Annotated in this window: 24 protein-coding genes and 1 pseudogene; 9 read left to right on the forward strand and 16 right to left on the reverse strand. The window is 68.8% G+C overall.

The genetic code is table 11. From position 1 onward, the window contains the following. Nucleotides 1-101 precede the first annotated feature (101 nt). On the forward strand, nt 102-1,616 hold the full coding sequence (locus EAF64_RS12465; RefSeq protein ID WP_129069327.1) for an aldehyde dehydrogenase family protein: 1,515 nt from the start codon (nt 102-104) through the stop codon (nt 1,614-1,616). A 21-nt stretch (nt 1,617-1,637) separates the two neighbouring features. Here the strand turns inward: EAF64_RS12465 and EAF64_RS12470 are convergent, their stop codons facing one another. The 6 genes from EAF64_RS12470 to EAF64_RS12495 form a co-directional block, all read right to left on the reverse strand. Continuing rightward, entirely contained in the window at nt 1,638-2,051 is a 414-nt protein-coding gene (locus tag EAF64_RS12470; RefSeq protein WP_227738961.1) for a zinc ribbon domain-containing protein, read from the reverse strand. Nucleotides 2,052-2,144: 93 nt separating this feature from the next. Continuing rightward, complete coding sequence (locus EAF64_RS12475; RefSeq protein WP_129069329.1) at nt 2,145-2,834, reverse strand: type I 3-dehydroquinate dehydratase; 690 nt, start codon at nt 2,832-2,834, stop codon at nt 2,145-2,147. 47 nt (nt 2,835-2,881) lie between these two features. After that, on the reverse strand, nt 2,882-3,847 hold the full coding sequence (locus EAF64_RS12480) for a calcium/sodium antiporter (protein WP_129069330.1): 966 nt from the start codon (nt 3,845-3,847) through the stop codon (nt 2,882-2,884). A gap of 67 nt (nt 3,848-3,914) precedes the next feature. Further along, nucleotides 3,915-4,958, reverse strand: a complete 1,044-nt coding sequence (locus tag EAF64_RS12485) for a DNA-methyltransferase (protein WP_129069331.1) — start codon at nt 4,956-4,958, stop codon at nt 3,915-3,917. A gap of 85 nt (nt 4,959-5,043) precedes the next feature. Then, nucleotides 5,044-6,015 (reverse strand): transcription initiation factor IIB, encoded by a 972-nt coding sequence (locus EAF64_RS12490; protein WP_129069332.1) that lies wholly within the window; start codon nt 6,013-6,015, stop codon nt 5,044-5,046. Between the two features lie 230 nt (nt 6,016-6,245). Next, nucleotides 6,246-7,559 carry a wax ester/triacylglycerol synthase domain-containing protein gene (locus EAF64_RS12495; RefSeq protein WP_129069333.1) on the reverse strand — a complete coding sequence of 438 codons (1,314 nt, stop codon included), beginning with the start codon at nt 7,557-7,559 and terminating at the stop codon, nt 6,246-6,248. 151 nt (nt 7,560-7,710) lie between these two features. Here EAF64_RS12495 and EAF64_RS12500 point away from each other — a divergent pair, with 151 nt between their 5' ends. Next, entirely contained in the window at nt 7,711-8,217 is a 507-nt protein-coding gene (locus EAF64_RS12500; protein ID WP_129069334.1) for a DUF84 family protein, read from the forward strand. Here EAF64_RS12500 and EAF64_RS12505 read toward each other — a convergent pair. Next, the gene (locus EAF64_RS12505) at nt 8,214-10,073 is read right to left on the reverse strand and encodes a flippase-like domain-containing protein (RefSeq protein ID WP_129069335.1); all 1,860 of its coding nucleotides are present in this window, start codon (nt 10,071-10,073) and stop codon (nt 8,214-8,216) included. The two genes, EAF64_RS12500 and EAF64_RS12505, sit on opposite strands and share 4 nt — an antisense overlap. Before the next feature lie 195 nt (nt 10,074-10,268). Here EAF64_RS12505 and EAF64_RS12510 point away from each other — a divergent pair, with 195 nt between their 5' ends. After that, entirely contained in the window at nt 10,269-10,454 is a 186-nt protein-coding gene (locus EAF64_RS12510) for a DUF7836 family putative zinc-binding protein (protein ID WP_129069336.1), read from the forward strand. Nucleotides 10,455-10,464: 10 nt separating this feature from the next. Here the strand turns inward: EAF64_RS12510 and EAF64_RS12515 are convergent, their stop codons facing one another. Then, nucleotides 10,465-12,186: a radical SAM protein gene (locus EAF64_RS12515; RefSeq protein ID WP_129069337.1), complete on the reverse strand. Its 1,722-nt coding sequence runs from the start codon at nt 12,184-12,186 to the stop codon at nt 10,465-10,467. A gap of 115 nt (nt 12,187-12,301) precedes the next feature. Between EAF64_RS12515 and EAF64_RS12520 the strand changes: the two genes are divergently transcribed. Both EAF64_RS12520 and EAF64_RS12525 read left to right on the forward strand, forming a co-directional pair. Then, nucleotides 12,302-13,126 (forward strand): hypothetical protein, encoded by an 825-nt coding sequence (locus tag EAF64_RS12520; protein ID WP_129069338.1) that lies wholly within the window; start codon nt 12,302-12,304, stop codon nt 13,124-13,126. Nucleotides 13,127-13,220: 94 nt separating this feature from the next. Then, the gene (locus EAF64_RS12525) at nt 13,221-13,871 is read left to right on the forward strand and encodes a MaoC/PaaZ C-terminal domain-containing protein (RefSeq protein ID WP_129069339.1); all 651 of its coding nucleotides are present in this window, start codon (nt 13,221-13,223) and stop codon (nt 13,869-13,871) included. Here EAF64_RS12525 and EAF64_RS12530 read toward each other — a convergent pair. Beyond that, nucleotides 13,862-14,653 (reverse strand): DUF429 domain-containing protein, encoded by a 792-nt coding sequence (locus tag EAF64_RS12530; protein WP_129069340.1) that lies wholly within the window; start codon nt 14,651-14,653, stop codon nt 13,862-13,864. The two genes, EAF64_RS12525 and EAF64_RS12530, sit on opposite strands and share 10 nt — an antisense overlap. A gap of 69 nt (nt 14,654-14,722) precedes the next feature. Here EAF64_RS12530 and EAF64_RS21020 point away from each other — a divergent pair, with 69 nt between their 5' ends. Further along, entirely contained in the window at nt 14,723-14,881 is a 159-nt protein-coding gene (locus EAF64_RS21020) for a DUF7559 family protein (protein ID WP_193767668.1), read from the forward strand. Further along, nucleotides 14,878-15,363: an Hsp20/alpha crystallin family protein gene (locus tag EAF64_RS12535; RefSeq protein WP_129069341.1), complete on the forward strand. Its 486-nt coding sequence runs from the start codon at nt 14,878-14,880 to the stop codon at nt 15,361-15,363. Before EAF64_RS21020 ends, EAF64_RS12535 begins: the two co-directional genes overlap by 4 nt. On the opposite strand, the gene EAF64_RS12540 is transcribed toward EAF64_RS12535, so the two are convergent. The 5 genes and pseudogenes from EAF64_RS12540 to EAF64_RS12560 form a co-directional block, all read right to left on the reverse strand. Next, nucleotides 15,364-16,491, reverse strand: coding sequence for an NAD(P)/FAD-dependent oxidoreductase (locus tag EAF64_RS12540; protein ID WP_129069342.1), 1,128 nt, complete (start codon nt 16,489-16,491; stop codon nt 15,364-15,366). Nucleotides 16,492-16,516: 25 nt separating this feature from the next. Next, a complete protein-coding gene (locus EAF64_RS12545; RefSeq protein WP_129069343.1) occupies nt 16,517-16,969 on the reverse strand; it encodes a hypothetical protein in 453 nt (150 codons plus the stop codon). Then, a pseudogene (locus EAF64_RS12550) lies at nt 16,966-17,208 on the reverse strand (DUF7388 family protein); the annotation flags it as partial. The pseudogene EAF64_RS12550 and the gene EAF64_RS12545, both read right to left, overlap by 4 nt. Nucleotides 17,209-17,526: 318 nt before the next feature. Then, complete coding sequence (locus tag EAF64_RS12555; RefSeq protein ID WP_129069344.1) at nt 17,527-18,126, reverse strand: NUDIX hydrolase; 600 nt, start codon at nt 18,124-18,126, stop codon at nt 17,527-17,529. Between the two features lie 57 nt (nt 18,127-18,183). After that, nucleotides 18,184-18,654: a DUF7109 family protein gene (locus EAF64_RS12560; protein ID WP_129069345.1), complete on the reverse strand. Its 471-nt coding sequence runs from the start codon at nt 18,652-18,654 to the stop codon at nt 18,184-18,186. Nucleotides 18,655-18,759: 105 nt separating this feature from the next. Between EAF64_RS12560 and EAF64_RS12565 the strand changes: the two genes are divergently transcribed. Continuing rightward, nucleotides 18,760-19,539: a response regulator gene (locus tag EAF64_RS12565; protein WP_129069346.1), complete on the forward strand. Its 780-nt coding sequence runs from the start codon at nt 18,760-18,762 to the stop codon at nt 19,537-19,539. A 6-nt stretch (nt 19,540-19,545) separates the two neighbouring features. On the opposite strand, the gene EAF64_RS12570 is transcribed toward EAF64_RS12565, so the two are convergent. Next, on the reverse strand, nt 19,546-20,643 hold the full coding sequence (locus tag EAF64_RS12570) for a glycosyl transferase family 2 (RefSeq protein WP_129069347.1): 1,098 nt from the start codon (nt 20,641-20,643) through the stop codon (nt 19,546-19,548). Nucleotides 20,644-20,788: 145 nt separating this feature from the next. Between EAF64_RS12570 and EAF64_RS21025 the strand changes: the two genes are divergently transcribed. After that, the gene (locus EAF64_RS21025; RefSeq protein WP_193767669.1) at nt 20,789-20,959 is read left to right on the forward strand and encodes an HVO_0758 family zinc finger protein; all 171 of its coding nucleotides are present in this window, start codon (nt 20,789-20,791) and stop codon (nt 20,957-20,959) included. Here the strand turns inward: EAF64_RS21025 and EAF64_RS12575 are convergent, their stop codons facing one another. Further along, entirely contained in the window at nt 20,960-22,048 is a 1,089-nt protein-coding gene (locus EAF64_RS12575; RefSeq protein WP_129069348.1) for an aldo/keto reductase, read from the reverse strand. Nucleotides 22,049-22,195: the final 147 nt, after the last annotated feature.

Below are 22,195 nucleotides of genomic sequence, written 5' to 3' on the forward strand. Positions count from 1 at the left end.
GACGGGGTTCGGACTCTAACGCTGTTTTCAGTAGCTCGGATGTAACTAACGATGTTTCCGCTACCTCGGGATTTTTGCACTTGCGTAACGATTGGTGATTGATGGCACAGACACCACAGACCGAGCGATCCGAACCGGAACTGTCCGCGGACGCGGACTGGAACTGCCTGTACGTCGACGGAGACTGGCACGGCCCGGGCGACCGTGACACGATCTCGGTCGAGGACCCCTCGACACGGGAGGAGTGGACACGGGTCCCGGCGGGTACGACCGAGGACGTAGACGACGCCTACGCGTCGGCGAAAAGCGCTCAGGAGCGCTGGGCCGAGAAGAGCCCGGACCGGCGGGCCGAGGTCGTCCAGACGGTCTACCAGCTGATGGACGAGTACGAGGACGAACTCACCGAGTTGCTCATGGCCGAGTCCGGCAGCGCACAGCTCAAGAGCAACGTCGAACTCCAGACCGCGGCCGGCGGCGTCGCCGAGGCGGCGACCTACCCCTCCCGGGCCGGTGGCGACATTCGGGACTCGTCCATCGAGGGCAAGGAGAACCTCGTCAAGCGGGAACCGGCGGGTATCGTCGCCGTCATCCCGCCGTGGAACTTCCCCTTCCACCTCGCGATCCGTGCGGTCGCCCCCGCGGTCGCACTGGGCAACGGCGTCGTCATCAAGCCCGCCTCCGACACGCCGGTCACGAGCGGCCTGGCCATCGCCAAACTGTTCGAGATGGCCGGCGCACCGTCGGGCCTGGTCAACTGCGTCCCCGGCGAGGGCTCGGAGATCGGTGACCGCGTCGCCGGCCACCCCGACGTGGACGTGGTCGCCTTCACCGGCTCCACCGAGGTCGGTCGCCACGTCGCGAAACAGGCCGTCGACTCGCTTGCCTTCCCCGCGATGGAGCTGGGCGGAAACGGCCCCAACGTCGTCCTCGAAGACGCCGACTTGGACAACGCTCTCTCGGGCAGTGCCTTCGGGAGTTTCTCCCACCAGGGCCAGGTCTGTATCTCGATCAACCGCCACCTCGTCCACGAGTCCATCTACGACGAGTTCGTCGAGGGCCTGGTCGAGAAGGCCGAGATGCTCCCGGCCGGCAGCGTCCACGACGGCAACATCGTCGGGCCGATCATCAACGAGTCCCAGCGCGACCAGATCCTCCAGTTCGTCGAGGACACGGTCGAGCAGGGTGCGACCCTCGAAACCGGCGGCGAGACGGTCGACCTGGACGGCGTCGAGGACTCGCTGGTCGTCGAGCCGACGGTGCTGTCGGACGCGACCAACGACATGACCGCGGCCTGCAACGAGCACTTCGGCCCGGTCGCACCGGTCATCCCCTTCTCGGACGACGAGGAGGCCGTCGAACTAGCCAACGACACCGAGTACGGGCTGGCGGCCTCGGTCTGGTCGGGCGACCGCAACCGCGCCGAGGACGTGGCCGACGCCATCGACGCGGGGATGGTCCACATCAACGACCAGCCGATCAACGAGGAGGCGAACGTTCCCTTCGGCGGGATGAAGGCCTCCGGCATCGGCCGGTTCCACGGCGACGCGATCATGCGGGAGCTGACCGAGACCAAGTGGATCTCGGTCCAGCGCGAACCGCGCCAGTTCCCGATGTAGGAGCGGCCGCCGACTCGCCGGTCAGTTTTCTTCGGCGTCCCCGGCGTCGAGTTTCGTCGTACACCAGTGACAGAACTCCAGATCGGAGTCGACCTCACGACCACAACTGGGGCACTGTGTCCCGTCGGCGACGCGCTGGCTGGTCTCGTTGGTCCGCGAGGCCAGGACGTACGCGTCGACCATGTTCATGCCCGTCACGGCCGAGAGGGCAACCACCGCGCGGAGTGGCATCGCGCGGGACATCTGCATCAGCGAGTCGACGGTCAGCGTCGTCGGGATGGCCGAGTCGGGGATCATGAGCGAGCCGGTGAGAATGATGAGGCCGAACCACAGGAGCGCACGCGCCCACTCCCGCAGGTAGACGTGCCCGAGTCCCGGGTAGACGAGGCCCAGCACCGCGGCGAGTAGCGGTCGCTTCCGTGCGCTATCTGGCACTATCCCGGAATTCTGTGACGGTCGGTTGTTAAGCTTCCGCCTTCGAAAAGCGGCGTTTTCGGCCCGTCTCCGGCGGTTCGGCGGGGCCGTCGGTCAGTCCTCGGTCGGATCAGACTGCAACTCGGTGACGAGTCGGCGCAGGGTCGCGAGGTCGTACTGGCCGGGCGCGGTCGCCTCGGCCGGATCGACCGGCGCGTAGCCGATGCGCGACCCGTACAGTGGCGCGACGGCGCGGGAGTGGCGGCCGGGTTCGCCCATCGCCATCGTCGCGACGCGGTCGCCGCCGGCCACGGAGGCCCGGGTCGCCGCCAGCAGTTCGAGGACGTCGTCCGTCGAGCGGGCCGTCACCGCCAGTTTTCCCACGTCGCCGTACTCGCAGGCCCGGTCGAGCAACTGCCGGAGTTTGGGCGGTTCGGGCGTCTTCGCGAAGTCGTGTGTCGACACGATCACCGACACACCGTTGGCGTGGGCGTGATCGATCACGCGCTCGCCGCCACCCTCGGATGCGGTCGTGAGTTCCACGTCGACGGCCTCGACTGAGGAGTGTTCGACCGCAGTACAGAGGGCGTCGAGGCGGGCGTCGTCGTCTTCGGCCTCGCCGCCCTCGAAGTCAGCGCGGTTGGTCACGATCAGCGGCAGGGCTCCGTCGTAGTTGGCGAGTGCCGCGAGCGGGTCCCTCGCGAGGTCCATCCGGAACTCGACAGCGTCAGCGTGCTCGCGGGCGGCGGGCGCGTCCCCCAGGTCGGCCGTGGCCGCCGCCAGCACGAACGACTCGAAGTCCATACCTCCGGTAGGTCCGAGTCCGAACAAAAACCTGTCCACTTGGCAGTTCAGGTGACCGACGCCAGGTTCACCAGGAAAAGCAGGTACAGCAGTACCAGCGTCGCCCCCTCCCACCGGGTGACCTCGCGGTCCTGGGTCACGAACAGGTACAGCACCGTCGCCAGCACCATCGCCGGCAGGCCGTAGGCCCGGATCGTCGGTGGGATCGTGAGCGGCCCGACCAGCGACGCGACTCCCATGACACCGAAGGCGTTGACGACGTTCGAGCCCAGGATCGCGCCGACGGCGACTGCCGTGTCGCCCCGCCGCGCGGCCATCGCGCTGACGGTCAGCTCCGGCAGGACCGTCCCGATGGAGAGCGCGGTGACGGCGATCACGGCTGGTTCGACCGCCAGCACCGACGACAGGGTGACCACCGAATCGACCAGCACCGACGCCGACGCGACCACGAGGACGAGACTACCGACGAACGCCGCGTAGGTCATCACGCCGATGGGTGACGCCTCGATGTCGGCCTCGACCTCCTCGACTTCCTCGACGATCTCGGGGACCGACACGTCGCGTTCGGCGATGGTGAAGTGGATGTACACCGCGAGCGCGCCGAGAGCGAGGACGCCCTCGATGCTGGTGAAGGGACTCGACCAGATCGCGAGCGTGAGGAAGGCGGCCGAGGCCGCGAACAGCGGCAGGTCCACCTGCATGAGGTCGCGCTCGACGCGCAGGCCCCGGCCGACGACCGCAGCGATGCCGAGCACGAGGAAGACGTTCGAGACGTTCGACCCGACGACGTTGCCGACGACGATGCCCGGTTCGTCCCGCAGGACCGCGAGGACGGCCGCGACCAGTTCCGGCAGCGAGGTCCCGATGGCTACGACGGTCATCCCGATGACGAACGGAGAGAGCCCCAGCGCGAGGCCGATCTTCTGTGCGGTGTCGGTGAACAGGTCGGCCGACCACAGCAGCACCGCCAGTCCGCCGACGAACAGCGCTACTGCGACCGACAGACTCGCCATGGATCGAGTTCACCGTTCGACGGCAAAAGCCCCGACCTCCCGGCAACGCTGACGTGGGCGGCCGGAGTCAGTACGGTTCGTGGGTCGCCAGGTAACGGTGGCCGTCGTCGGTCCGCTCGCTCGCCACGTCGGCCACGGTGTACAGCTGAATCTCCCGTTCGTTCCGCGTCGTCACGGGAAAGTCGTAGTTTTCCGCCTCGTAGCCCGGCGGGTCGCCCTCGGCCCGGCGGCGTTCGACGAACTCGCGGTGAGCGTCGAGCCGGTCGCTGGCGAGCCGTTCGGAGAGTCCGGGAACGCGCTCGACGCTCTCGCCGATGGCCTCGGCGAAAGCCGGGTCGAGTTCGTAGCCCACCGAGTCACGACCGGCCACCATCGCCGCGATGGTCGTCGTCCCCGTCCCGAGGAACGGGTCGAGGACCGTGTCTCCGTACGTCGAGAACATCCGGATCAGGCGGAGCGGGATTTCGAGGGGGTAGGCCGCGGACCGCTGGCGGGTGCCGTCGCCGTCGAGGTGCTGGTCCTCGCCCAGGATCTCCCAGCAGTCCGAGAACCACTCGTTGCGCTCCTCCCAGAAGTACGCGCTCTCGTACCGGTCGTCGTCGCCCGGCGGGAACTCCCGGAGGTCGCCGTTGCGAAAGACGAGGACGTGTTCGTGCTCCAGTGTCGGGTAGGCGTTGGGCGGCAGTGTGCCCGAACCCATGAACTTGCTCGGGCTGTTGGTGGGTTTCCGCCAGAGGATCTCGGGCAGGCTGGTGAAGCCGTGGTCGCGCATCCGGCTGACGATCTCGGTGTGGTTGGGCCACAGCTGGAACTGGCCGTCCACAGTACGAGTGGCGTCGCCGACGTTGATACAGGCGAGGCCACCCGGGGCCAGGACGCGTTCGAGCTCGGCCCAGACGGTGTCGAGCACGTCGTGCATCAGCTGGAAGGCGCGGTCGCCGTCGCCGTCGTCGAGTGCGGTCTCGATGGCGGGGTCCAGCTCCGCGAAGAGGTCGTCCCACTGCTCGACCAGGGGGTAGGGGGGCGAAGTCACGACGAGGTCGACAGCGTCGTCGTCGACGGCGGCCAGCGTGCGCGCGTCGTCGAGGACGACCCTGTGCTCGGTCTCCATGCGAGTGGCCACGCGCGGCCCCCTTTCGACTCTTGTGGTCCTGTCGCTCCGGCGGTACCGACTGTGGGAGAAAAGCCTCAGCCAGTCAGGCCATCGGGAGGTCCTGCTCGGCTTCCAGCAGTTCGTGGTAGCGGTTGCGGATGGTGACTTCGCTGATGTCCGCGACCTCGGAGACGGCGGCCTGGGTGGTCTTCTCGTTGGTCAGCAGGGCGGCCGCGTAGACGGCGGCGGCGGCGAGGCCGACCGGGGACTTCCCGGAGTGGACGCCCTGTTCCTTGGCGTTCTGGAGAAGCTGGCGGGCGCGGTGTTCGGCCTCGTCGGACAGTTCCAGCGACGAGGCGAACCGCGGCACGTAGCTCTCGGGGTCGGCCGGCTTCACTTCGAGGCCGAGTTCCCGAACCACGTACCGGTAGGTGCGGGCGATCTCGCTTTTCTCGACCCGCGAGACGTCCGTGATCTCGTCGAGGCTCCGTGGAACGCCGGCCTGGCGCGCGGCGGCGTAGACCGAGGCCGTCGAGACGCCCTCGATGGAACGGCCTGGCAGGAGGTCCTCGTCCAGCGCGCGGCGGTAGATGACGCTGGCGGTCTCCCGGACGTTCTCGGGGAGGCCCAGGGCGGAGGCCATGCGGTCGATCTCACCGAGCGCCTGCTTGAGGTTGCGCTCCTTGGAGTCACGGGTGCGGAACCGCTCGTTCCACTTCCGGAGCCGCTGCATCTTCTGTCGCTGGCGACTGCCCAGGGAGTTGCCGTAGGCGTCCTTGTCGCGCCAGTCGATGTTGGTCGAGAGCCCCTTGTCGTGCATCATGTTCGTGGTCGGGGCACCGACACGCGATTTCTCGTCTTTCTCGCTGGCGTCGAACGCACGCCACTCGGGCCCGCGGTCGATCTCGTCTTCCTCGACGACCAGGCCGCAGTCCTCACAGACCGTCTCGCCGTGTTCGTTGTCCATGACGAGGTGACCGCCACACTCCGGGCAGTCTACCGCTTCGGCCTCGCCAGTCTCCTCTTCTGTCGTCTCGTCGGTCGTGCGCGTTCGCGCTCTCGTGTTCTCGCTCATTGGTACGAAGGCGAATGCTATCCGGGCAGGCTGTGACCTGAAAATTCCCGGACAGTCGTGGGTAGCAAATACATTACGGCGAAACTTATTTAAATGTTTCGGTGTCTTTCGCTGTTCCCCGGGTAACGGGTTCTACGTATCTGATTTCGACCGGATGGTTAGAGTATTAATACGTTGTTACGGTGTGACACCCCACACGTGGCTCGTCGAGAAACGGGGTCGGTCGGCCGTCACTCGATGGCGCGTTCGACGTGGTCGACGACGTAGTCCGCGAACTCCTCGCCGGCCTGCTGGTCGAACTGGCTGCGCAGGTACCGGAAGGAGAGGTTGACTTCGCCCTGGAAGGTGGCGACACCGATGGAGACCGGCGTCCCCCGCCAGGCCGGCGGCGAGAACCACGGCCGCTCCTCGGCGTCCGGTTCGAGCGACGGCATCGCCGGAATCCGGCCGAGGTTCGACAGCATGGCCGTGTCGAGCAGTCGCCGGCCGGGGCCACGGAGCAGACGCGGCAACTGGCGTTTCAGCTCCACGGGCGTCCCCGGCGGCAACATCTCCAGGATCTTGTAGAGGGCGGCCGCCCGGTCACGCTCGGTGAGTTCCTCGGTCTGCTCGCCGATCTCCCGGGCCGCCGTCGTGTGATCGACCCGGTCACGGGAACGGGTCTCGACGCTCTCGAACATCGAGTACATCCCGGCGACCTGGTAGAACCAGTCGTCGGGCCGGAGGTTGATCGGCATCATGACGCTGATCTTTCGGGCCGACTTCCCGTGATCCTCGTTCCACTCCGCGATAGCCATGTGCAGGGCCGCCTGCAACACGTCGTTGACCGAAACGCCGTCGGGCCGGTCACCGACGAGTCGCGCCGTCAGCCCGGCGTCGAGTTTGCGGCGAGCGAACCGCCAGCCCAGGTCGTCCGTGCCGCCGACCTCGGCGATACGGGTCGGGGAGTCGACCACGTTCTGGATGTGTCGCGTCGCCGAATCGACAACGTTCAGCCCGTCGTCCAGCGACGAGGGGCGCAGGTCGTCGAGCATCGAGCGCGACTCCCGGAAGGTCACGGAGTCCTGCATCGGCTCGTCGCCACGATACGCCTCACAGAGTGCCTGAGCGATCCGCAGAGTCCCCACGCCGTCGGCGGCGACGTGGTTCATGCTCACCAGGATCCGGTCGCCGCCGTCGATCCCCTCGCCCCGGACGACCAGCACCCGGAACGGCGGTTCCTCTGTCAGGTCGAACCGCCGGTAGTAGAGCTGGTTCTGGATCTCTTCGAGGTCCCGACCCTGGCCGTCGATCGCGCCGACCTCGACCTCGTACTCGTCGTCGGGAAGCTCCCACTCGAAGCGGGTCGAGGCGAGATCGCTCGGGCGCTTGCGGGCCCCGGCGATCGGGTGGACCGCACAGGCCGTCGCCGCGGCCTGGCCGAGCCGGTCGACGTCGACCGTCACCGTCGTCTCCAGTTCCGCCTGGATGTTCCAGGGCTGGAACTCGTGTTCGATGTGATGCACCGACTCCTCGATCATCGAGAACGGAACTGTCGTACTCACCGGTCGTCACCCCGTTTTTTACCCCACATACACGGGAGAAAACCGTGGTCGCACATAAATTCACACCAAACGCTTCGATTTTTGGGAACGGACGGCCTGAGAGCGGGGTTCGGACACAACGCACAAGATCACCCCCGCCCCAGGGTCCGACATGCGTGTCGCAGTCGGTAGCGAGAATCCGGTGAAGGTGGCCGCGACCAGACGAGCGCTCCCCGACGCGGTCGCCGAACCGGTCGACGTGGCGTCGGGCGTCCCCGAACAACCCCGCGGGCGCGACGAGACGATCAGCGGGGCACGGAACCGCGCCGAAGCCGCGCTGGCCGCGACCGGCGCGGGACTCGGCGTCGGCATCGAGGGCGGCGTCGCCCGCGTCGAGGGGGCCGACGGCCTCTTCCTGATCATGTGGGCTGCCGTCACCGACGGCGAGCGCTGGGGTATCGGCGGCGGGCCGAGTCTCACACTCCCGGACGACGTGGCCGCCCGCGTCGCGGACGGTGCGGAACTCGGGCCGGTGATGGACGACCTGCTCGACACCGAGGGTGTCGCGGAGCAGGAGGGCGCGGCGGGCGTGCTCACCGGCGAACGGATCGACCGCGAGTCCGCGCTGGTTCACGCCGTCGCGAGCGCCGCCGGCCCGTTCGTGACCGACCAGTACTAGGCCGCCTCGTCGCCGGCGTCGGCGGCACTGGCGCTGGCCTCCTCGGTCTCGGCCACCGCAGTCGTCAGCGAGACGTTGAGCCAGGCCATCGAGGTCAGTCCGCCGGCGATGGTGACCAGGTTCTTGACCGCGTGGTCGACGATGGCGACGGCGAGCGCGACCAGCGCCGTGAGTCCCGGGGTCGCGGTCAGGCCCACGACGATGATCGTGAAGGCCCCCTCGTACAGTCCGATTCCGCCCGGCGAGAGCGGCAGGATCTTCGCGAGGTTGCCGACGCTGACCGCGAAGAAGGCCACCGCAGTCAGATACGGCGTCACCTCGATCCCGAAGGCCGCGAACACGATCACCGCGGTCACCACGTCCAGCGTCCAGATGGCGAGGCTCCCGAAGCCGACCCGGAAGAAGGCCCCGCGGTCGCTGACGACCCGCTCCACGTCGCCGACGAACCGCTCGATCACACCCACGACGTACTCCGCGTACGAATCGTTGCTGAGCGCGCGAACCGCCCGGCGCACGAGGTTCGTGTCACGGCGCGCGTTGACGACGATGACCGCCACGGCGAGGATGGCGACCAGGCCGACGCCGGCGGCGACCCGCATCGCCGTACCGGCCGCCGCGGCCGGGTTCAGCGTCTCCCCGCCGATGGTGACCGTGCCCACGTCCGCCGCGATGGCCGCGGCGACTTCCTCGGTCCCGCCGGTCGCGACCAGGCCGAGCAGGACGCTCCCGCCCAGCACCGTGATCGCCAGCAGGTCGAACACCCGCTCGACGGCCAGCGACGCGAACCCGGTGGGGTAGGGAATCGACCGGCGAGCCTTCACCACGTAGGCCCGCACCGCGTCGCCGGCCCGCGCCGGGAACACGAGGTTGCCGGTCTGACTGATGAATATCGCCCCGGTCAGGAACCAGGTGTCGCCGTCGTAGTCCAGCCGAGACAGGATGTCCCGGTAGCGCAGGCCCCGGAGCGGCCACGAGAGCAGGTAGACCACGCCCGAGAGCGCGACCAGCACCGGGTCGGCCCCCGTGATCGCGTCCAGCACGGCGGCCGGCTCCAGATAGACGAGCATGAGCGCCAGCGCGACGAACACCAGCACCGACCCGGCGGCCATGCTCACCCGGCGGGTCAGGCGCGGACTCACCGTCAGTTGCCACCAGGTCCGGACGATCTGACTGCCCATCCCGAACACGTCGCGCACGAGGTCGACCTTCGAGTCGCCCTGTGGCGTCCACTCGACGGGGAACTCCGCGACCCGGTAGCCGGCCCGCTGGGCTCGGACGAGCACCTCGGTGTCCCAGAACCAGTGGTCGTCCTCCACGTCGTCCAGCAGGTCGAGCAGTGCCTCGCGTTCGAAGGCCTTGAACCCACACTGGTGATCGAGCAGGTCCGAGCGGAGGAACAGGCGGACCAGCCGGTTGTACCCCTTCGAGGGGATGCCCCGCTTGGCCGGCCGGTCGGCGTCGGCCCCGGGGACCCACCGCGACCCGGTCGCCACGTCGTACTCGCCGGAGCGAACCCGCTCCACGAGTTCCTCGAGGTGGCGCATGTCGGTCGCGAGGTCGGTGTCGAAGTAGACGAGGGTCTGCCCCTCGGCGGCTCGGAACGCCTGTCCGAGGGCTTGTCCCCGGCCCAGGCGCTCGTCGCTGTGGTAGTGACTGATGCGGTCGTCCTCGCTGGCCAGTCGCTCGGCGATCTCGGGCGTCCGATCTGCACAGCCGTCCTCGGCGACGATCACCTCGAACGACTCGGCGGGGAGAAAGGATTCGAGCGTCTCGATGGTGATCTCGACCGTGTCCGCCAGGGTCGCCGCCTCGTCGTAGGCGGGGAGGACGACGCTCACCTCCCGAGTCGGACTCATTGCCGGTCTTTCCACCAGCGCGCAAAAGTACCTTCTGTTAGCTCACGCAGGTCCAGGTCGAAGTCGGGACCCCACAGCCCCGACCAGAGACGGTTCCGGCCGGGCAGGACCGCCGTCACAAAAACCCGTCCCGTCCGTTCTTTCGAGCCGGGAACCGCCGTCACTTTTTCACGTCCGCGGGGCGCACGGACAGGTATGAACGAAGCGTTCGTGCAACTCCTGTGTCCCGAGTGTGAGAAAGACTGGGAAGACGGGCCGACCGACCTCCCGGCGGCGGACGCGACGTTCACCTGCCCGGACTGTGACGCCGAGCGTCGGACCGCCGAGTTCATGCGTACCGACCGCGACCTCGAAGTCCTGAAAGAGATGCAGACCGCCTGAGCGGTCGCGGTCAGTCGGCGCTCGGTTTGTTTTCGACCGTCACGAACCGGTCCAGCTCCGCGTCCGGTGCGACCTCACCGACCGACTCGTGGGGCCGGTCCACGAGGATGTTCCCGGCGGTCTGTTTGCCGATCCCTGGAATCTCGGTCAACTCGTCCATCGACGCGGCGTTGAGATCGAGCGGGTAGGGCACCCCCGAGACCGAGCGATAACCGTGGTCGGTGACCGCCACGTCGATGGTCCGCCCGAGGTCGCGCTCGCCCGGGATCCCGACGAGCAGGGGGTAGGTCCCCAGTTGCCGGCCGAACGTGTAGCCGTCCTCGTGGTACTCCAGGTGGACATCGGGCAGGACCGTCCCCGGTGGGGCGACCCGCTCGAGCATCGGGTTGTCGATGGTCTCCCGGACCTCGCTTTTGTACTGTTTGAACTGCTGTTTGTGGTCGTGGGCGATCTCCGCCCCCGTGTCGGCCATGTCGGTCCCCTCGAAGGCCATCACCTGCCGGATGTTCACCCGGCGGAGCAGCAGTCCCTCGTCGTACACCCGCTGGAGGAACGCCTTGTTGTGCTCGAAGGTCTCTGCCCGCTCGCCTTTCAGCCCGTGGACGAGGTTGATCCCCGGGAGGAGTTTCGGGAGCCGCGGGCTGGCATCGCTCCCGAAGTTGGGTGCGGTCTCGGGATCGCCGCCCGGCCGCCAGCCGGCCTCCTCGTTGACGATCTTCACCGCCCGGAAACACTCCTCGGCGGAGACGTTGAGGTTGTTCTCGTCCTGCACGAGCGGATCGGCCGACTCCAGACCGAACGCGGCCGTGTCACCGGGCGTGTTGTGTTCGGCGATAGTCCGGATGCCTTCCCTGGACTTCTCGGGCCACTTCACGACCGTGATCGGGTTCATGTTGTCCAGGTGGAGCGTGTCCAGATCGGGCGCGACCTCGCGGATGCCGCTGTACAGCTCCCGGAGGGCGTCGGGGTTGGGTGCTTCGCCGTCGCCGCCGTAGGCGAGGATGTCGGCCTGTCGGCCCAGGCGGAAGTCGGACACGCCGTGGTCTGCCAGCGCGGCCACCTCGTCGACGACGCTTTCCGGAGGGCGGAAGTCCGGGTCGCCGTACATCGGTTCCGTGCAGAACGAGCACCGATAGGGACAGCCCCGCGAGGTCTCCAGTTCCGCGAGGATGTACTCGGGGTGGTTGGGGTGTTGCTCGACGACGAACGCGCCCTGTTTCGCCCAGCGGGTCTCCTCGGGCACGCCACGGTAGCGATCCTCGAACCCCTCCAGCCCGTCGTGGACCAGATCGTAGGCCGCCGCTTCCACGTCGGCCATCGCGAGGAAGTCGAAGTCCAGGTCGTCCCGGGCGGTCTCGGAAGCCCCTTCGTTGGCCTCGCCGACGCCGAAGCGGACGGGCCCGCCGATCATCGAGACGCCCTCCGCGGTCCAGGCGATGCGCCGCACCTCGTCGGGTTCGGCGGGCGTCCCCCCGACGTACTTCCCGGGGACGGTCATCCCGCCGACGTAGATCAGCAGATCCGCGTCCTCCACGTCGCGCCACCGCGTTTGTTCCTCCCGGAGCGCGTCGATGGTATGGTAGGTGATGCGCTCGCGGGGGACGCCGGCGTCGACCAGCGCCCCGGCGGTGTAGCGGGGATACGTCGAGATGTATGGGGGGACGCCGAAGTGCGCCGGCTCGTCGACGTAGCCGTCGACGATGGTCACGTCGATCTCGGCCGGGTCGGTCATGCGCGGTCCTTGCCCGCCGACGCGTATAACGATGACTGACTCGCACGATCCCCGCTCGCGACCTCCGCGGCCGCCCTCCCCCACGTTCTTGGGACCGCCCCGCGTATCGCCGCTCATGTCCTCCGCGGTCTCGTGGCGGTACGACTACGGTACCGAGCCGTGGCTCCGCTGGCTCGTCCGGGCCGGGATGGCGGCCGTCTTCGGCGTCTACGCGGGGATCGTCGCACTCGGCGCGCTCGGTCTGGTCCTCGTGTTCGTCGTCGGCAGTACCGAACTCCGTCTGCTCGTCGTCGTCCTCGCGCTCGTCGGCGGCCCGTTCTCGCTGTTGTACCTCCTGCCGATGCTCACCGACGAGTCCCAGCGGAAGCTTCCGTTCAGCGGTCGCGAGCCGACGATCCCCGGTAGAGAGCGGGTCGCGGCCGGGATCGCGGGCGGCCCGACGCTCGCGACTGCGCTGGTGATCGACCGACGACTCGCGGGCGGGCTGTTCGTCGCCGGCTTCCTCGCCGGTGCGGTCGGCGTCGCCTGTTCGACCCACGGCGAGATCGACCCCGACTCGGGGACGGCGAGCAACGACTACCGCGAGTGGGACCTCTCGCGGGTCACCGGCTACAGCACCCGCCGGATCGGCCCGCTCGTGATCGTCCGGCTCTCGGCGTCGGGGCCGGGGAGCTTCGGGGCGGTCCCGTCGTGGCTCCTCGTGCCCGCTGCCGTCGCCGACGACGCGACGGCTGCGCTCGACGCCATCGTCGAGACGAGCGGGGACGAGTCAGAACGGGACCCCAACCCCGCCGTTCGGGCGGTCGCCGGTGCGTTCGCTGTCCTGCTCGTGGTCGGCGCGGTTGCGCTGACTCGGTTGGGGAGTCCGGTCGGCTGGTGGGCCGCGGCGGTCACGGGACTGTTCGCGTTGGTGTTTCTCGCCGTCGCCCGCGAGGGGTGAGGCAGGCGGCGCGAAGTCAGCCTGCAGCCGACGGCAACAACCCCGTGAGCGACTGGCACACACCACTACGGGCGCAGTTCCCGTCTACGGAGTCATGGTCGTCGACATCGCCTGCGGCATGGAAGTCGATCCGGACGATCCCGGCGCGACCGTCGAGTATCGAGGACGGACGTACCACTTCTGTTCGGAGGGATGCAAGGAACACTTCGAGGCCGATCCCGAGCGGTACGTCGAGGCCGACTTTCCCTACCTCCAGGAGATCGAGGGGATACAGACCACCCGGATGCCCTACGGCGGGACACCTGGCGAGTTCCACCTCTCGGTAACCGACGAACACGACCTCGACGTGGGCGACGAGGTGACACTGACCCGGCGACTGGGCGACGAGGAAGCCGAACAGTTCGCGAAGGTGACGAGCGACACCAACGCGCTCCACCTCAACGACGCGTTCGCGGCCGAGACGCGGTTCGGCGAGCGCATCCTCCACGGGACGCTCGTCGCGGGCCTCATCAGCGCCGCCCTGGCCGCGCTCCCGGGGATGACGGTCTATCTCGACCAGCACTTGGAGTTCGTCGCCCCTGCCGCGGTCGGTGACACCTACACCGCCCGGTGTACGATCGTCGACGAACTCGCGCGGGAGCGCTACCGGGTCTCGACCCGCGTCGAGAACGGCGACGGCGACATCGTCATCCAGGGGACCGCGACCATCCTCGTCGACGAGATGCCCGGGCCCGATCAGACGTAGATGTGACCCTCCGTCGAGTCCCACGGGCGATCGGGCTCGAAATTCGCCTCCCGTGCGCGATACGTTCCGAGCGCGGCGACGGCCGCGTCCAGCGCGTCCCCGCCAGCGTCGTCGATCAACTCGGCGCGGACACCCTGTGAGAACGCGAGGGGCGTCTCGGCTTCCAGTCCCTCCACGATGGTCCGACGGCGCTCCCTCGCGGGCTCGCCGCCGTCTTTGTACTCGGCCGCGGGGAGGTCACAGCTGGCGAGCGTCGCAGCTGGGTACACCTCACAGAGGGCCGTCTCGCCGTCGTCTTGCATCGGGCGGATGGCCACATCGTCCGTGCGGGCCAGCGGCGCGAGCACGTCCCGGATGCCGAAGAAGGTCTGCTTCCAGACGTGACTCCCGTAGGGCGAGAGCGCACCGACGGGCCCGTCGGTCTCCCGGCGGATGTCCGCCCGCTCACCGTCGGTCGCCTCGCGCGCCCGGGGACGACAGATTTCCTGAAACTCGTCGGCGTCGGTCGCGGCGGTGGCGACCCACTCCAGACTCCCTTCCCAGGTATCGCGCTGGTGGACGGCGGCGGGCACGCCGAAGGGGAAGTCCAGTCCGACGGTGTCTGCGTCCCGGAGGAAGGCGCTCAACTGGCCGAGACAGGGGGCGCGCTCGGCGACGCCGAAGCGGTCGGCGGCCGAATCACAGGACTCGATCCGGAGTTCGTCCCCGTCCACCGTGGCCTCGGCGATCCAGATGTTGTGGCCGGCCTGGGCCGCACCGCTGAAGTCGACGCCGTGGAGCATGCCTCGAGATGGGTGCGACGAGGGCAAAAAGCCGGGGCATTGATAGGCGAGGCCGCCCTACCGATGGGTATGCCCAAAACGCTCGAAGTCAGGTGCACGAGCGGGGACTGTGAACTCGACATGTTCGAGCTTCACTACACCTACGACATGCCCGACGACGTCGGGGTCACGGACTTCACGTGCCCGTACTGCGGTGAAACAGACGGCCTCGAGGAGATCGAACTATGATCCGGGAACTGGGCCGCTCGATCGGCAACACGGTCATGGAGACCGTCGGCCGGGCCGCCAGTCGCGTTCAGGAACGGCGCCCGATCCCGGTGGACCTGCTCGAATCCGAGGAGGCTTTCCTGGCGGTGTTCGACGCGCCCGGCGCGACCAGCAGCGACGTCCAGGTCCGGTTCGACGACAACGCCGTCGAGGTCCGAATCGACCGGTTCCGGGACTTCTACGAGGGTTTCGAGATGCTCGTCCCCGGTCGCGGCCTGTCGCTCGACGGCCGCGTGACCCTCCCCGCCGACGCCGCCGTCGATCCGACCGGCGCCGACGCCACCCTCCGGCGCAACGGGACCCTCGAAGTCCGGGTTCCAAAGGACGAGGACGCCCGCGAGATGGACGTCCAGGAGGAATCGACAGACGTCGAAGACGTCGAGGAATCGGCCACCGACGACGAAGCCGAGGACGGAGACGCACCCGAAGCGGACGACGCCTAGCTACTCGACGGTCATCCCCTCGACGACCGGGAACTGTTCGTCCCCGTCGAACCGCGTCGGGTCGAACTCCTCGATGCCGTCGTCGCCCAGAATCTCCCCAGCGATCGTTCTTCCCAGCGCCGGCGCACGCATGAAGCCGTGGCCGTGCCACCCCGCCGCGACGAAGCGGTCCGGTTCGATCTCGCCGAGGAGTGGATCCCGGTCCGGCGTGGCGGTACAGAGCCCGGCCCAGGAGCGCTCGACCGCCGCCGGTCGCGGTTCCCCGGTCGCCAGCGCCGCGTCGGCACGCTCGACTGCGCTGTCGAGGAAGGCCTCGTCGGCCGTCCGATCCCAGTCCTCCGGGTCGAAGTCGCGTTTTTCGACGCCGTCACCGACGAGCAGACCGCCGTCGCGCGCTCTCCAGTAGAACTGCTCGGTCGCGTCGTACAACGTCGGGACGCGCTCGCTCGCCGGGATCGGTTCGGTGACCAGCGCCTGCACCCGGTAGGCCTTGATCGGCACCGCGACGCCGGCCTCTGCCAGCAGCGGGCGCGTGTGTGCCCCGGCCGCGACCAGCACCGCGTCGAACTCGACGGTGCCGTCGGGCGTCACGACCGCGGGACCGTCGGTCAGAGCGACCTCGGTCTCGGTCCGGATCGTCGCGCCGGCCTCACGGGCCCGTTCGGCCACCGCGGCGGCGTATTCGGCCGGGTCGGCACAGCCGGCGTCACGCGCGACGGCGGCGACTGCCACGTCGTCGGTCCGTAGTGCGGGAAACTCGGCGGCCAGCGCCACCGGATCGAGCAGTTCGACGGCACGGCCCCGTTCGCGCATCCTGGGCACCTGCTCCCGGATAGCCTCGGCCCGCGCCTCGTCGCCCTCACGAGCGAGCCAGACGTAGGGACGTTCGACGAGCGAGAACCGTGTCTCTGCCGCCAGGTCGCGAAAGTGGGCCATCGCCCGCGCCGCGACCGCCGCGTCGATCCGACCCGCGAAGGCGTCGTAGCAGATGCCCGCCGCACGGCCCGTGCTCGCGGCCGCGATGGCTCCACGCTCGAACAGCGTCACGTCAGCGCCGCGGTCGGCGAGGGCGCGGGCCGCGGTCACGCCCACCGCACCACCGCCGACGACGGCTACCGAATCGGTCATCGGTGGACGTGGGGCGCGGCCGTACTTAGCCCCGGCGTCGGCGGACGGCGTCGACCAACCCGACCAGCGTCAGGCTGCCGAACACGGCGAGGCTCGCGTAGAAGGCGAGGACGCCGTCGACGTCGACACCGGCCCGCCGCAGGACGCCACCGGCCAGCACGGCGAGGTCGTCCAGCACGACGAGGGGGAAGAAAAGCGACAGCGCGAGGACGCCCGCGACGCCGAAGGCGATCCGGCGGGCGGCCGCCTCGTCGACGCTCCCCTGGCGCTGGTGGTACGCCGAGTAGACGATGACGACAAAACCCAGACAGAACACGGCGAGGACGGCGATCCGGAAGGAGACGAAGACGAACAGTTCGGCCGCCCAGGCGAGCGTCGCGGCCAGCCCCGGCGACGTCTCGAGGACCGCGGCCAGCACGGTCAAAAAGAGGCCGACGACACCGACGACACCGGCGACGCGGGCCCGATCGACGCTCATCGTCGGAGCGCGTCGAGACCGCGGGCCGGGTAGGCCACCACCGTGTCGGCCACGGCGTCGCGGAGTCGTTCCACCCGGTTCTCGACCGTCTCGCCGTCGCCGACCAGCGCGTAGTCCCGGACGGCCTGCGTGAGGACTTCCCTGGCCCGCCCCGTCGCCGTCGCGTCCGTCGCGGCCCCGTCGGGCAGGGCCGCCCGGACCGGCCCGCGACGCGCCGTGTAGGCCCCGACCGCGTCGACCGACAGCCGCGGCGCTCGCGGGAGGTCGACCTCCGTGGGTTTGCGCGCCACCGCGTCGACGCCGGTCCTGGCCAGCGCACCTTCGGTCACCATGGTCTCGACCGGCCGCGTTCCCGCGGCCCGTTGTGCGCCAGTGTGGGAGTGGCCCGCAAAACGCTGTCGCTTCCTCGCCGAACGCAGTCCTCGATTCGCGTCCACCGGCCGCTACATTGGGAGGTCTGCATCCTCCGAACGCAGCCCTCGATTCGCGTCCACCGGCCGCTACATTGGGAGGTCTGCATCCTCCGAACGCAGCCCTCGATTCGCGTCCACCGGCCGCTACATTGGGAGGTCTGCGTCCGGGTCGACCTCCCGATCCGCTTCCGCCGGCATCTCCCAGTCGGTCGTGAGTTCCAGCAACTGCACGAGGATGCGGGCGGTCGCGCCCCAGACGGTGTAGCCGTCGACGTGGAAGAAGTGCAGGCGGATGTCGCCGTAGTGGGGATGGTCGCGGCGCTCGGACTCGTAGTTTTCCAGGTCGGTGAGATCCGCGACCGCCAGCACCGCGATTTCGGCGACCTCGCGCTCGTCTGGGACGTACTCCTGGTCTGGGATCCGTGCGACGAACGGCCGGACGGAGTACCGGGTCACGGTGCTGATGTCGTCGAGTCGGCCGACGATGCCGGCCTGGGCGGGATCGAGCCCGATCTCCTCGTTGGCCTCCCGGAGCGCGGTCGCCTCCAGATCCGTGTCACTGGGTTCGCGACCACCGCCGGGGAAACTCATCTGACCCGGATGCTCCCCGAGGTGGTCCGCCCGCTTGGTGAACAACAGGTGTTCACCGCCGTCACGAGCGATGATCGGCGCGAGAACGGCGGCCTCGCGCTCCTCGTCGTTGATTCCGGTCGCCCGGAAATTCCCGACCCGCTCCAGGTCCATACCCTGCATGTGGGCCCCCGCGCTCTTAATTTGCCCGGGGACACCGGAGTCCGTGAGTCATGCTAGCGCGTCGTCGAGCCGCTCTCGCGCCGCCGCGAGGTCGACCGGCCCCCACACTTCGAGTTCGTAGCTCACGTCGAGTAGTTCCCGCATCCGCTCGTCGTCGCCGTCCGCGACGGCCCGTGCCGTGTCCGCACGGAAGCGCTCCTCCGCGGCCGCCCCCAACTGCTCGCGGTCGACCGTCCGGTCGGGCACGTCGAGGATGTGGGGCAGGTCCGTCGCGTCCTCGGGGAGTTCCGGGAACGCCACCGGCCCGGGCACCAGCCACGTCTCGTCGGCCACCGACGGCTCGAAGGCGACCAGATGGTACGTCTCCAGGGCCGCGGCGATGTCCCCGTCGAACGCCGCCGGCTCCAGGTCCTCGCCCTGCCGGTAGGCGAGTTCGACCAGTGCCTGCCCGAGTTCCGCGGCCGTCAGCGCGTCGAACAGGTCGACGACCCCCGCCAACTCGTCGCCCGTCACGTCCATGCCCGGACCGGCGGGTGGCACCTTCTTTACTCTGACGGGCCCACCGACGACTCCTCGTACCAGGGCCCACGTTTATTGTGTGTCATTCCCAAGATGTAAGGAACCGTGCGCGCATCGACCGACGATCGGATCCGGGTGCTCCACGTCGACGACGAGACGGGCCTGCTCGACCTGACCCGGGACTGTCTGGAGCAGTCGTCCGACCGGCTCGAAGTGGTCCACGAGACCACGGCCGCGACCGGGCTGGAGCGGCTCGCGGCGTCGGCAGTCGACTGCGTGCTCAGCGACTACGACATGCCGGGGATGGACGGGCTGGCCTTCCTCGACCGCGTCCGAGAGGAGTACGACGACCTTCCGTTCATCCTCTACACGGGGAAGGGGAGCGAGGAGATCGCCAGCGAGGCCATCTCCGCGGGCGTGACCGACTACCTCCAGAAGCAGTCGGGGATCGACCACTACGACGTGCTGGCCAACAAGATCGAGACGGCCGTCGCGCGCCACCGGGCCGAGCGGGAGCTCCGGGCCACCAGAGAACAGTACCAGCGCCTCGTCGAGCAGGATCTCGTCGGCATCTACCTCATCCAAGGCGGCGAGTTCCGGTTCGTCAACGAGAAACTCGCCTCGATCCACGGCTACGACCGGGAGACGATCGTCGGCATGTCACCGCTCGACCTGGTCGCCGAGTCCGACCGCGACCGCGTCCGGCGGAACCTCGAGAGACGGCTGGCGGGCGAGAGCGACGACATCCACTACCGCATCGCCGGCAAACACCGCGACGGCTCCACGCTCGACCTCGAGATGCACGGCGGCCGGATCAGCTACGAGGGCCAGCCCGCCGTCATGGGCGTGGCGGTGGACCGGTCCGGGCGGGACGACGAGAAGTGAGACCAGTCACCGGTCGGTCGCGCGGTCCAGCCCCTGTCGGGCGGCCCGTTCGACCGTCTCGGGGTCGAGGTCCGTCTCCGCCCAGGCGGGGAGCCTGGTGTCTTCGTCCGGCGGAGCGATGGCCTCGGCGTACGTCGCGACCTGCTCTCGCTCGCCGGCGGCGTCGAACGCGAACCCGTTGAACGCCGCGTCGGCCCCGTACTGCTCGACGAGGTCGTCCGCGATCCTCCGGTACCGCTCGCGGAGTCGGTCGTAGTCGAGGTCCAGACCGGCGCCCTCGACGGCGTGAAACAGCGCAGTGGCGACCTCGCGACACATGTCGCCCAGTCCCTGTGGCCCGCCGACCGCGCGGTGGTCGTGTTCGTGCTGCCCGAGGTCGACCTGTGCGGTGTCGGAGAAGCCGGCGATCTCGAAGGCGTCGCCGAGCGTTCCGACCTCCAGTCCCCAGCCCCGCTGTGCGCGCAGTCGCCTGACGAGGTCACTCGTGGCCGCGAACTCGCCGGACAGCGCGTAGCGGAAACTCGCCAGGTAGTCGACGATGGGGGCGTCGTCGTCCGCGTCGAGCGCCCGGACCAGCGGCGTGTAGAAGAGCCGGAACAGCCGGCCGTACAGCCGGTCGTTCTCGACGCGGGCGTAGTAGCCCTTCGAGAAGTCGTAGCCACGGGCGAGCGGGAACAGCAGCCGCGGAACGTGGGCCCGCGAGTAGGTCGTCGCGTCGGCGTCGTGGACCGCGACGTACTCCTCCTGTGCGGCGAGTCCCAGCGCCAGCCACACGTCCCGCCCCTTTCCGGCGGGACCGTTCAGCCCGTGTTCGCCGAGCGCGTCCCGGACCTCGGGGGCGTTACACCACAGGACTTCGGGGCCGAGTTCGAAGGAGTCGAGCCAGCGGGCGACGGTGTCGACGCGCTCCTCGCTGGCCCGCAACGCGACGATCACCCGGGCGGGGTCGACCCGATCCAGCGTCGTCAGCACCCGCTCGGCGGCGAGGCTGGCGTGTTCCCGCTCGGTGAGGGGAACGACGACCGCCGCGCTCTCCGTCGGGGCCTCCGGAACGCGGTCGGCGAACGCGTGAAGCGTCGCCACCCGCTCCTGGACGTATTCCATCGACCCGTCGTAAGGACTGGGCCCGAAAAAACCCGCCGTTCTCGGCCGTGTGTGGGCCTCCTGGCGACCGGACGGAGCCGACCGTCGAACGCGCGTCTGACGCGACGGCGCGGGCTTTTTAATGAGCCCACGAGTATGGCCGGCTATGGAATCCGTCCGCAAGGGGCTACGCTCGGGCGACATCGAGAAAGACACCTACGAGCGACTCACCTGTGCGGCGTGTGGGGAGCAACTCGGTACCAGGAACGACCCCGACGAACTCAATACCGTCAGGTTCTGCCCCGAGTGTGGCCGCGAGTGGAAGAAAGTGGGATAGTCACTCGAAGACCGCATCGAACGCCGAGGCCCCCAGCGGTTCGAACGTCCCCGCCGCGACGTTCTCCGCGACGTGGGTGGGCGAGCCCGTCCCGACCAGGGAACTCGTCACGCCCGGGGCACTCCGCGCGAAGTTGATCGCCCGCTGTGCCCGCGTCTCCCCGTCAAGTCTCGCCTCGACCTGCTCCGGCATCTCCGTCGCCAGCCGGCCCTGCATGATCGACGCGCTCGTGAACACGTCCAGCCCGGCGTCGTTCGCGAACCACAGCGCCGACTGTGGCCCCTCCGCACCGTCGTGCGATTCGACCGTGAACGCGTCGGCCATGAACACGTTGAACGGCAACTGGACCGCCCGGAGGTGGGTGGCCTCCGTCCCCGCCCGATCCGAGGCCGTCCGGGCGCGCGAGACGATCTCGGGAAGCGAGAGGTAGCTGTCCGCGTCCGCCGCCACCCGAAACGACTCCCAGGAGGCCACGCCGTAGTGGCGCAGGTCCCCGTCGACGGCCCGCTCTTCGAGTCGGGTGAACGTGTCCTCTAACTGATCGTAGACCGCGTCCCGGGATTTCGCCTGCAGTTGCGTCTCCGGATTGTGGACGTAGTAGAGATCGACCGTGTCGAGCCCCAGGTTCTCCAGCGACCGGTCGAGCTGGTCGTCGATATACTCGGGCGCGATGCAGTGCTGACCCCGGACGAGGTCGTCCAGGTCGACCAGCCCCGTGTCGAGGTACTCCTCGCGGACGAACTGTCCTGGGTCGGCCGGTCGCTCTCCGTCGAAGGGGACGAACCCGCCCTTGGTCGCGACGAGGACGGCCTCCCGGTCCACGTCGGCGGCCTCGATGGCCGCGCCGACGACGCGTTCGGATCGCTGACACCGGTAGTTGATCGCCGTGTCGACGACGTTGATCCCCGACTCCAGCGCCTCAACGACGGCCTCGTGGTAGTCCTCGTCGGCTTCGTCGGTCGGGTCGCCGAGGTACGTGCCGACGCCGACCGAGGAGACGACGCAGTTCCCGAACGAGCGGAAGTAGGTGCGGGCGAACCGCTCGTGGTGGCGGTCCCGATAGTCCCAGGTTGCCTCGCGGGTAGCCATGGGCGTGGGTTGGGCGGCCGGGAGTAAAGGGAAGGCGGTCGCGGGTGGTGCGGTCACCACTCCGTGTCGTACCGGACGCGAGCCGGCGGCTCGCGTCCGGCAGTTTTTCCCCGAGTTTTTGGAAATAGTGAGGGAGCAAAGCTCCCT

It is taken from the genome of Halorientalis pallida, from assembly GCF_004118325.1.
Lineage (GTDB): Archaea > Halobacteriota > Halobacteria > Halobacteriales > Haloarculaceae > Halorientalis > Halorientalis pallida.